The sequence below is a fragment of the Halorubrum sp. 48-1-W genome, assembly GCF_003287355.1.
In the GTDB taxonomy this organism is placed as follows: domain Archaea; phylum Halobacteriota; class Halobacteria; order Halobacteriales; family Haloferacaceae; genus Halorubrum.
In genome coordinates this window covers 147,374-157,321 of sequence record NZ_QMIM01000010.1, presented here as the reverse complement: position 1 = coordinate 157,321, position 9,948 = coordinate 147,374, and the positions used below count along the sequence as shown (strand labels likewise).

Annotated in this window: 11 protein-coding genes; 3 read left to right on the top strand and 8 right to left on the bottom strand. The window is 68.4% G+C overall.

Annotated elements, in window-relative coordinates:
* Positions 1 to 38: 38 nt before the first annotated feature.
* Entirely contained in the window at positions 39 to 233 is a 195-nt protein-coding gene (locus tag DQW50_RS05575) for a hypothetical protein (protein ID WP_112078298.1), read from the bottom strand.
* A 61-nt stretch (positions 234 to 294) separates the two neighbouring features.
* On the opposite strand from DQW50_RS05575, the gene DQW50_RS05570 reads away from it, so the two are divergent.
* Positions 295 to 927, top strand: a complete 633-nt coding sequence (locus DQW50_RS05570; protein WP_112078297.1) for a hypothetical protein — start codon at positions 295 to 297, stop codon at positions 925 to 927.
* Between the two features lie 178 nt (positions 928 to 1,105).
* Entirely contained in the window at positions 1,106 to 1,483 is a 378-nt protein-coding gene (locus DQW50_RS05565) for a hypothetical protein (RefSeq protein WP_112078296.1), read from the top strand.
* Between the two features lie 31 nt (positions 1,484 to 1,514).
* On the opposite strand, the gene dph2 is transcribed toward DQW50_RS05565, so the two are convergent.
* From dph2 to DQW50_RS05555, 3 genes are all read right to left on the bottom strand, one after another.
* Positions 1,515 to 2,555 carry a diphthamide biosynthesis enzyme Dph2 gene (gene dph2, locus DQW50_RS05560; RefSeq protein ID WP_112078295.1) on the bottom strand — a complete coding sequence of 347 codons (1,041 nt, stop codon included), beginning with the start codon at positions 2,553 to 2,555 and terminating at the stop codon, positions 1,515 to 1,517.
* Positions 2,556 to 2,633: 78 nt separating this feature from the next.
* Complete coding sequence (locus DQW50_RS18120) at positions 2,634 to 2,783, bottom strand: hypothetical protein (protein WP_198664618.1); 150 nt, start codon at positions 2,781 to 2,783, stop codon at positions 2,634 to 2,636.
* A 106-nt stretch (positions 2,784 to 2,889) separates the two neighbouring features.
* On the bottom strand, positions 2,890 to 5,061 hold the full coding sequence (locus DQW50_RS05555; protein ID WP_112078294.1) for a hypothetical protein: 2,172 nt from the start codon (positions 5,059 to 5,061) through the stop codon (positions 2,890 to 2,892).
* A 113-nt stretch (positions 5,062 to 5,174) separates the two neighbouring features.
* On the opposite strand from DQW50_RS05555, the gene DQW50_RS05550 reads away from it, so the two are divergent.
* On the top strand, positions 5,175 to 6,200 hold the full coding sequence (locus DQW50_RS05550; protein WP_112078293.1) for a phosphotransferase family protein: 1,026 nt from the start codon (positions 5,175 to 5,177) through the stop codon (positions 6,198 to 6,200).
* 23 nt (positions 6,201 to 6,223) lie between these two features.
* On the opposite strand, the gene DQW50_RS05545 is transcribed toward DQW50_RS05550, so the two are convergent.
* From DQW50_RS05545 to DQW50_RS05530, 4 genes are all read right to left on the bottom strand, one after another.
* Entirely contained in the window at positions 6,224 to 7,024 is an 801-nt protein-coding gene (locus DQW50_RS05545) for an aldo/keto reductase (RefSeq protein WP_112078292.1), read from the bottom strand.
* Between the two features lie 466 nt (positions 7,025 to 7,490).
* On the bottom strand, positions 7,491 to 8,234 hold the full coding sequence (locus DQW50_RS05540) for a GIDE domain-containing protein (RefSeq protein ID WP_127341311.1): 744 nt from the start codon (positions 8,232 to 8,234) through the stop codon (positions 7,491 to 7,493).
* Between the two features lie 82 nt (positions 8,235 to 8,316).
* On the bottom strand, positions 8,317 to 9,459 hold the full coding sequence (locus tag DQW50_RS05535) for a pyridoxal phosphate-dependent aminotransferase (RefSeq protein ID WP_112078290.1): 1,143 nt from the start codon (positions 9,457 to 9,459) through the stop codon (positions 8,317 to 8,319).
* On the bottom strand, positions 9,456 to 9,944 hold the full coding sequence (locus tag DQW50_RS05530) for an Lrp/AsnC family transcriptional regulator (RefSeq protein ID WP_112078289.1): 489 nt from the start codon (positions 9,942 to 9,944) through the stop codon (positions 9,456 to 9,458). Before DQW50_RS05530 ends, DQW50_RS05535 begins: the two co-directional genes overlap by 4 nt.
* Between the last annotated feature and the right edge of the window lie 4 nt (positions 9,945 to 9,948).

The following is a 9,948-nucleotide window of genomic DNA, read 5'->3' as shown; positions in this document are numbered from 1 at the left end:
TGTGAGTATATAGATATAGCTGGTCCGACAGTGATCGCCTACCGACCGCGAGTAGCGTCGCTCCGACCGAGGACGAACGCTACGACGCTCGTGACGTACGGGCGCGTTCCCGGAACGGCCGTCCGTGCCAACGAGATGCCGATCCCGGCCAGCGTGCCGACGCCGGCAACGATCCCGCACCGCGAGAGCCATCGCGGCTCGTCGGCGTCGCGTCCCCCGGGATCGATGTCCACGATCCTTGGGGCTTGCTATCTATCACCTAACGATTATCCGTACGGGCCGTTCATATCGAATATGTTCCGTCGTGAGACCCTCCGAGTGGGAGCATCGCTCGGCGTGATCGGTGTCGCAGGGTGCCTCGACCGGGGCGACGGGCCGGAGTTTACCGAGGGGTTCGAAGACGGCCTCGATGCGTGGGAGTCCGCGTCAGCGATCGGCCCGGAAGTCGACATCGAGGACTTCGAGTGGGAAGTCGACGTGTCGGAGACGGAAGCAGTCGAGGGGGAACGCTCGCTCCGCGTGTGGAACGAGGGCGACTACGACGACGGGGTGACGTGGGTCTCCCGTCCGATCCCGGTCGAATCCGGACGGGCGTACGAGATCGAGGCGACGGGGCAGTTCTGGAGCGAATCGGAGTCCTTCAACACGATCCGCCACGCGGTTATGCGGCTCGGCCCCGACCCCGCCGAGGTCGAGGACGATTTCCCCCAGCTGGGCGTCAACTCCACCGACTTCGACGAGACGCCGATCGGCGGGCTACGCGAGCCGCTGTGGCTCGCCGACGGCTGGCGGGAGTACTCGTTCGAGTGGACGACGCCGGAACTGTCGACGGACACGCTGCATTTCGCCGTCGGAACCGCGGTCATCTGGGAGGCCGACGCCACACACTACATCGACGATCTGACGGTTTCTATCGAACCGCGGTGAGCGATTCGTGAACCCCTCCGGGTATCCCGGTTCCTGGTCCCGTTCGCCGTCCGGGCCGTCCCTGCCGTCGTTGTGTCCTCGGTAGCGTCCCCCTCGTCGGCGTGTTGCGTCGTCGACCGATGGCGAGTTCCCATCGGGTAGGACGTGGGTTCAAGTGTCGTGGCCGGGTGGACACGGTATGAACCGTCGCCGTTTGCTCGCGACCGCGGGCGCCGTGTCGCTGGCCGGTTGTACGGGGTTGTTCGGCGACGACGAGAGCAGTCGTCTCGATCTCACCGTACGGAACGACCGTGCCGACGCGATCACGGTCCAGGTCGACGTCGTCGATGACGAGGGCACGACGTACGGGGACGAGTCCGATCGGATCGACGGTGGCGTGGCCCGCGCCTTCGAGGTCGTCGTCGGTCCAGAGGGACGACACGAGGTGACCGTTTCGGGGGACGACTTCCGCGGGCAACTCGCGTGGAACGCGACCACGTGCCGGCTGTTCGACGGGCGGGTCGGTGTGACGGCGGACCTCGTCGAAGTCGCCGGCGAGTGCGTCGATCAGCGGTAGACGGCTGGCGAGACGGTCCAGTCCGTGGTCGTCACCAGGTGTCGTGGAACGTGTCGAACTCGATCTGGTCGAGGGGTCGTTCGCCGATCGCGGCCTCGTACTCGCCGGGCGTCAGCATGGGCTTGTGGAACCGGGGGCCGTCGTCGGTCGTGATCCGCGGACAGCCGGTGTTGACGAACGCGTCCATGTCGAAGTTCCGCAGGCGGTCGGGGGTGACCTCGTCCATCGTGATGAGGTAGGCGTTCTCGTTGTTCTCGACGATCTCCTGTGCCGTTTCCCAGCGGCCCTGACCGATCTTCGTACAGAAGATGACGCCCCACTTCTCGGCGCCCATCGCCTTGTGAACCGAGGCGTACCGCTGTTTCAGGAACTGGTCGTGTTCGGCGATCGACACGGCGTTGTTGACGGGGTCGGCGATGACGACGGTCTTCTCGGGGTGTTCCATCGCCAGTCCGACCGGGTGGAACTTCCCGCCGCCGACGTACAGCACTTGATCCGCCGGGATGTCCGCGGAGGCGTAGTTACAGCCGAGCACCTGTCCCTCCTTCGTGAGCCGATCGTCGCCCCGGCGGGTGTGGACCTCGTAGCCGCGCGCTTCGAGCCAATCGGTCATCTCCTCGAAACGGTTCATGTGCTGGGCAGTCGTCACCAGCCCGACGTCGGGGTCCTCCTCGGGGTCGGGAAGCTCCGCGAGCGACTCCTCCATGATCGGGAAGGGGTCGACGTTCGAGAAGAGCGGCACGTAGACGATGCTGTCGGACTCCTTCATCGGGGTGTGTCCGAAGTGGACGAACACGTCGGTCCGGCGCATCAGATAGGTGTCGAGGTCACACGCGCCGTAACACGGCTGGCCCGACAGCATGAACGTCACGTCGTCGGGGGCGACCTCGCGGAGGTCGTCGGCGACCTTCGGGCCGCGCCGCTTGAGCCCCTCCGGGAACTGGAGGCCGACCTTGCTCGCGTTCCGCTCCTCGATGGCCTCGACGATCCGGTCGAGTTCGTAGTCCCACTCTCGGTCGTGTTTCAACGACATCCCCGTCTTGGTGAGGTCGCCCTCCGTAGACCCGCTCATGTCGATCGGATCGTGGGGCTGGACGGTTAAACCGCGCGTTCGACGGTCGAGGGGTCGGGACCGGATTCGTCCGGTCCGCTACTCGATGTCGCTGCCGCGGAACAGCGTCAGCTCCTCGGCCTCGTAGATGTTGATGAGTTCGTTCACGATCTCGTCGTACTCCTCGTCGTCCAGCCGGAGCGCGTCGAGTCGCTCGACGGTCGACTCGTCGAGGTGTATCTGTGGCATGGGCGAAGCTTCGTCGTCGGGGCTCAAAAACACACGGGCGGTTTCGCGGACGTCGAGAGGGTTCCGTGGACGTCGAGAGGGTTCCGTGGAGCCGTCCGCCGTTCGGTCACTCCCGGTCGGATCGGGCAGAGATCCGGTCCGCGGGGCGCTGTCGGCGGTCCCGAGCGGCGAGCGCCCGACGGGCCGACCGCTGTACGTCGGCTTCGGTGACCCCGTCGCGCTCGAAGACGACCGTCCCGTTGAGGTCGACGACGCCGTCGGGTTCGGGGACGAGATCGAGCACTTCCGTCGTCGAGAGCGGCCGCGGAGCCTGCCGTTCCGTCCCGATCAGCTCCGGAACGGTATCCGCCCACTCGAAGAGCGGATGGTACTCCGTGCCGATTCGCGCGTCAACCGACGGGAGGGACCGCCACGTGACCGCGTGTTCCGTCTCGGAGATCGACCGAACCCGAACGACACCCTGTGTGCCCCCTCGTTCCGGCGTGACCGCGATCGCGGACGGGTCGCCGGCGAGGCGGACACCCGCGACCGCCCGGACCCGTGCGAGCGCGACGCTCGCAGCGAACGGCGTCGCGGTCGCCAACAGCCCGACGAGCGTGCGGACTCGCTCCACGTCGAGCGCGCCGTCGAGAGCGATCGACCCGAACGAGCCGGCTTCCACCGACGCCGAGGCCGGCGTGACGCCTCCGGCGCGCTCGAACACGGTCGTGGTCGGCACGCGATCGAGGGTCGCGACGTCGACGACGCCGTCGGCGCAGGCGACACGGCTCCCGTCGACGGGAAGCGAACACAGCGACAGCCCGACGTTCGGGTCTCCGAGCCGATCGCGAAACTCCTCACAGGTCGGGCGAACGAGGACCTCCCACGCGCCGACGCCGTCGGGCAGTTCGGGTTCCCCCATGGCCCGCTCGAACGCCCGGGCCCGCTCGTCCGAATCGACGAGCAGTGACACGCGCAGGTCGCCTTTCGTCGGTCGGGACCGGTCGAGGAGGTTCTCGTAGGCGGCGACGTCCAGGGCGGCGGTGCCGGACGGGAGCCGAACGTCGTCCGGTCTCGGCGTCCCCTCGGCCACAGCGAGGGTCCGCGAGACCACAGCCGCGGTCGGCGGGAGTACGGCCCCCGTCGGCGAACCGGACCCGCCGGGTCCGCTCCGGTCGCGGAGGGTCCCACGGTCGTCGGCACCCGCCTCCACCGGCGATCCGCGAACCCGGACGGGCGCGAGCAGGTGTGCGAGGTGGCCGAGCAGTTCCATCCCCGACGGGCCGGGCCGGAGGACCGCGGTCGTCGGCCACTCGGGGAGACACGGCTCGACGGTCCCCGGGTCGACCTCGAGGTACTCCATCAGCCGCTCGGCCATCGGCCGGTCGGCCAGGTTCGGCGGGTAAAACGATAGCTTTCCGCCGATACGCTCGTACTCGTATCGCTCGGAGGGGACGTATCCCTCGGTCCGCGCCAGCGAGTCCAAAAGGAGGGCCGTTCCGAGGAGTTCCGAGACCCGCTCCTCGAGCGCAGGGCCCTCGGTCGGCAGCGGTTCGACGTACCCGGACTCGAGCCGGAGCTCCGGCTCCGCGCCGGGGACGACGGTCGCGCCGAGGTAGTACGCCAGCGTCGTGACGCGATAGACGTCGGCGTACGTGGCCGGCACCGCGATCTCGACGCCCGCGTCCGGCGTCTCGAGGTGGCCGGGGATCGAGAGCGTCTCCCCGCGACCGATCCGGGGCGGATACCCGCGGAGGGTGGGCCAGGAGCGCTCCGGCGACGCCTCGGCGATCGAAGAGCCGAGCACCGACACCGCCCGCATGAGCGCCTCCGGGTCGTCGGGGACGGCCATCGTGGCCTCGGGACGGGTGTGAAGCGACCGTCCGCCGACGGTCACGGTCGTCGGCCCGTCGAACTCGATCTCGACGGCCCCGCCGTCGGCCATCCCGGTCGCCGAGACCTCGACATCGACCGCGCGGACGAACGCCTTCGTCGCGCCGACGACGTCGAAACAGTAGGCGCTACGCGGCAGCGTGAGGTCCTCGCTGAGTTCGGCGACGAACTCGCCGCTCGACTCGCGGACGCTCACCGTCGAGTACTTCGGGATCGAGATCGCCTCGGCTTCGAAACTCACCGCCCGGTCGACGGGGAACGCGAACAGGTCGGTGATCGCGGGCCGTGGGTCCGGCGCTCGGTCGAACCGGAGCGGGAGCCGCTCGCCTTCGATCGTGTCGCGGACGTGGAGCGTCTCGCCCGCGGTCTCGAAGGTCACTCGGTTCCCGTCGTCCGAGCCAGTCATCGGACGAGGAAGTCGTGGGGGGTGTATGACGTTGTCGGTCGCAGAAGGTATTCGTGAACCCGCTGTCCGCGGGCGGGCGGAACGCTTTTTCTCGTCGCCCGGCCAGCAGGGCCATGGACGCGTCGGTCGAGACGGCACTCACGGCGGCGTTCCCCGATCGGCGAGTTGTGAACCTCGTCGGCGTCGGTCCCTCCTGGAACGGTGGCAACGAGACCGTCGGCGTCGACTTCGCCGACGGCGACCGTGTCTACCTCAAGGTCGCGATCGCGGGCAGTGGGGGCCGTATCGCCCGCGAACGGGCGGTTCTGGAGTACGTCTCGGCGCGACGGCCGATCCCGGTTCCCAACGTCATTGCCACCGACCCGGACGCGACCGTCCCCTACCTGGCGACCGCGCCCGCCCCGGGCCGGGCGCTCCACGACGTCCTCCGGGAGGCCGACGACGACCGACGGGAGACGTTGCTCCGGTACGTCGGGGCGACGCTCGCGACGCTCCACGCCGAGCGGTTCGAGAGCCACGGGGAGATCGTCGGACGCGGCGGAACGGTCGGGATCGGGGAGGGCGTCGACGAAGCGGTCCACGACGGCGCTTCCGGGCTCGAGATCGAGACGGCCTCGTGGACCGACACGCTGCTCGGGACGATCGAGCGCACCCGCGAGATCGGTACGACCGATCGGCTCGCCCGCCACTTCGACGCCGTGATCGACTGTGTCGAATCGAACCGCGACCGCCTCGACGGCGCGCCCACTGCCCTGCTCCACGGCGATATCGCCCCGCCGAACGCGTTCCTCGCGGAGGGCGATCGGGTAGTCGGCGGCGCCGACGTTGGCTTCCTCGACTGGGAGCTCGCGCACGTCGGCGACCCCGCCCGCGACCTGGTTCGCGCGCGCGACCAGCTCTGTAACGGCTTCGACTACGAGGGCCCGGAGCGGTTCGGCGGGGCGGTGTACGCGGGATACCGCGAGCGTGCCGGCGGGCTCCCCACCGGGTTCGAGACGCGGCGGCCGATCTATCGGGTGGTTCGGATCCTCGGCCGGTCCGGCTTTCTCGACCAGTGGGCGACGTACCTCGACGAACCGATGGAGGACCTCGTCGAGCGGATCGACGTGGAGCTCGAAACGCGGCTCGAAGCGGTCTGAGGGGCGGTCCCGGCTTCCGCCGATCAGTTTCGGTTCCAGGCGGCGTCGTCCGGGTCGATCGTTCGCTCGCCCCCCGCCAGTCCGTCGATCGCCTCGAGGTCCGCGTCGGACAGCTCGAGGTCGAGCGCGGCGAGGTTCTCCGTGACGTGGTCGCCGGTCGCCTTCGGGATCGGGACCACGTCGCGGGCGAGCGCCCACGCCAGCGCGACGACCGCCGGCGAGGCGTCGTTGCGGTCGGCGACCGTCCCGAGCGTCGGGTCGTCGAGCAGGTCCCCGCGCGCGAGCGGCGAGTAGCCGACGAGGTGGTGGTCGAACTCGGCTGCCAACCTGCGGAGTTCCGGCTGCTGGAACCGCGGATGACACTCCACCTGGTGGGCCACGATCGGCGAGTCGAGGAGTTCCCGAGCCTCCCGGAGCAGACCGGGTGTGAAGTTGGAGACGCCGACGTGGTCGGTCACGCCCTCGGCGCGGAGCTCGTCGAAGACCGGGAGGGTCGCCGCCGGGTCGTACGCCTTCGTGGGCCAGTGGACGTACAGCAGGTCGACGCGCTCGAGCCCCAGCCGGTCGAGGCTCTCGTAGGCCGTCTCCCGGGCGTCCCCGGGCGCGAGGTTCCGCGGGTGGACCTTCGTTGCGACGACGACCTCGTCGCGGTCGACGTCGGCGGCGGCGATCCCCTCGCCGACCGCGGCCTCGTTGTCGTACATCTGTGCGGTGTCGACGTGACGGTAGCCGGCTTCGAGCGCCGTCACGACGGTTTCCGTACACTCCACGGGGTCGTCGAGCCCGGAGGTTCCGAGCCCGAGTCCGAGGTCGATCGGTGGCATATCCACACGTCGCTCCGACGGGTGAAAAGCGCACGCCAGCCGGCAGGCAGGCAGGACGCGGCTGTAGTCTACAGATAATCAAGGCGAGTGCCTCGGGGCTTGACCCCGAGGGTGAAGCCGACACGAATGTTTATTAAGCAATATTTCGCACATATGGATAACGACCACGAAGGATATTGAAGACCTCAATATGAAGTGGTCGTCTGGCAGTTTGGAAATGCGGCACCTCTCGAAATCCGCGTCTTTGGCGTGGTGCGACGGGTGCTGTCGGGCGGGGTGGAGCCGCCGACCCTCACGGACGCACCGAGTGTTCGGGTGTTAATTCCAGCCGACCTATCTCGGGAAGGTCGAGGGGAATTAAATTCGCCTGCGACCACACGACTCATGTCGAGGGGTGCGGTCAAAACGGTGAAGCCTCGGGGCTTGTCCCCGAGGTACTTCACTGCGGGGTACCTCGTCCGGAGTCTCAGATCGATCCGCCCACGTCGATCGCGGCGGCGATCCACGGAAACGACGCGAGGAGCGCGTACGCGAACACGCCGAGGAGGATCACGCCGAGCGCGATGCTCCCCACGGACCGACCGAACATCCGCGCGACGGTCTCCAGCTCGCCCCCGTTCGTGACCCGGAACGTCGGGGTTGCCTCGCCGTCGCCGATGTACGTCCGCGCGTCGCCGAGGTCGGCGTTCGACTCGACCGCGGGGAGCTTCTGTCCGATGACGTGAACCCCGTCCCCGGGGTCGATGCGTTTCTCCGTCCGTTTGATGTCGCCCGTCCGGTCACTGTACTCGGTGTCCAACCCGAGGGTCGCGTCTTCGGGAGCGACCGGGATCGAGCCGGTGTCGTCGGAGACCAGAAACGGGACCGTGTCGTCGCCCGAGTCGACGGTCCGCCACTTCGTCTCGTACTCGCCGTCCTCGTTCTTCTCCCGTTCTTTCCGTTTCTTCGAGTAGCTGTACGCGAGACACTCGGCGTCGTCGTACGGCGACCGGAGGGTCTCGGACAACTGCTCGGCGGTCCCCTCGACCTCGATGGTCCCGTCGGCGAGGTGGGCTTCGCCGATCGGGATCGGGTCGTTCGCCCAGACCGCGAGCGTTCGTCTGACCCCGTTTACTCCCCAGACCACGAGGTAGACGCCGAGGATCCCCCCGATACCGGCGAGCGCCATCCCGACCATCCCGTCGGTTATCGGACCGATCACGGTGGACACGGACGATCACTCTCCACTCAGTCGTTCGTGTCAGATAATATATCTTGTGGACGAGTACCAATGAGAAACGACGAATATCCCGTCAGTCCCGCCCCTCGAGGAATCGCGCGATCCGGTCCGTGGCCTCCTTCAACTCGCGCATCGAGGTCGCGTACGACACCCGGAGGTGGCCCTCCCCGCCCGCACCGAAGACCGAGCCGGGAACGACCGCGACACCCTCCGCCTCCAACAGCTCCTCCGCGAACGCCTCGTCGTCGCCGCCGCACTCCGGGAACGCGTAGAACGCCCCCCCGGGCTCGAACGTGGAGAGCCCCATTCCGTTGAACCGCGAGACGACGAGCTGGCGTCGTCGGTTGTACTCGTCGACCATCTCGCGGACCTCGTCGTCACAGCTCCGGAGCGCCTCCAGGCCGGCTACCTGAGCCGTCGTCGGCGCCGAGAGCATCGTGTACTGGTGGATCCGGTTCATCGAATCGATCGCGTCGGCCGGGCCGAGCGCGTACCCGAGCCGGAGCCCCGTCATCGCGTACGCCTTCGAGAAGCCGTTGACGACGACGGTGCGCTCGCGCATCCCCGGCTGGGTCGCGATCGACGCGTGGTCGGCCCCGTAGGTGAGCGCCGAGTAGATCTCGTCGGCGACGACGCGCAGGTCGTGCTCGCGGCAGAACGCCGCCACCTCCGCGAGCTCCGCCTCCGTCATGGTCGCCCCGGTGGGGTTGTTCGGGTAACAGAGCACGAGCAGGTCCGCCTCGTCTGCGCCGGCTGTCGCCAGTCGCTCGGGCGTGAGCGCGAAGTCGTCCGCAGCGAAGGTCGGCACCGACAGCGGCTCGCCGCCGGCGAGCTCGACGCCCGGGGCGTACGAGATGTAGGTCGGCTCGTGGATCGCCACCACGTCGCCGGGGTCGACGAGCGTCCGGAACGCTAGGTCGACCGCCTCGCTCGCGCCCGTCGTCACGAGGACCTCCTCGCCGGGGTCGTACGACTGGTCGTACCCCTCGTGGTGGGCTGTGATCGCCTTGCGGAGCTCCGCGGTCCCGCGGTTGGCGGTGTAGGAGGTTCGCCCGCGTTCGAGCCCGCCGATGGCGGCGTTGCGCGCGGCCCACGGCGCGGAGAAGTCGGGCTCGCCGACACCGAGCGAGATGACGTCGTCGCGCGCCTCCGCCAGCTCGAAGAACTTCCGGATCCCCGACTCGGGGAGTTCGCGGGCTCGGTCGGCCGTTCTCATGGCGAAACGGAGAGCCGGTCGTCGTCGTCGCCGTCGGCGAACCGGACCCCGCCGTCCTTGTACGTCTCCATGATGTAGTGGGTGACCGTCTGGGTGACCTCCGGCATCGGCGCGACCTGCTCGGAGATGAACCGCGAGACGTCCTGCATCGACCCGCCGAGCACCTCGACGGCGAAGTCGTAGTTGCCGGAGACGAGGTGTAACGCGTCGACCGCGGGGAACTTCGCGATCCGGTCCGCGACCTGCTCGTAGCCGGTCTCGCGGTCGAGCTCTACGTTGATCTCGACGAGCGCGCGGATCTTCCCGTCGGTCGTGCGGTCCCAGTCGACGACCGCTTGATAGCCGTGAACCACGCCGTCAGCCTCCAGCGAGGCGATGGCTTCCTCGACGGCCGCTACGTCGAGGCCCGTCTGGGCCGCGATATCCTCGATGTCCTCGCGAGCGTTCCGTGCCAACACGTCGAGTACCTCGCGCTCGGCTTCCATACCG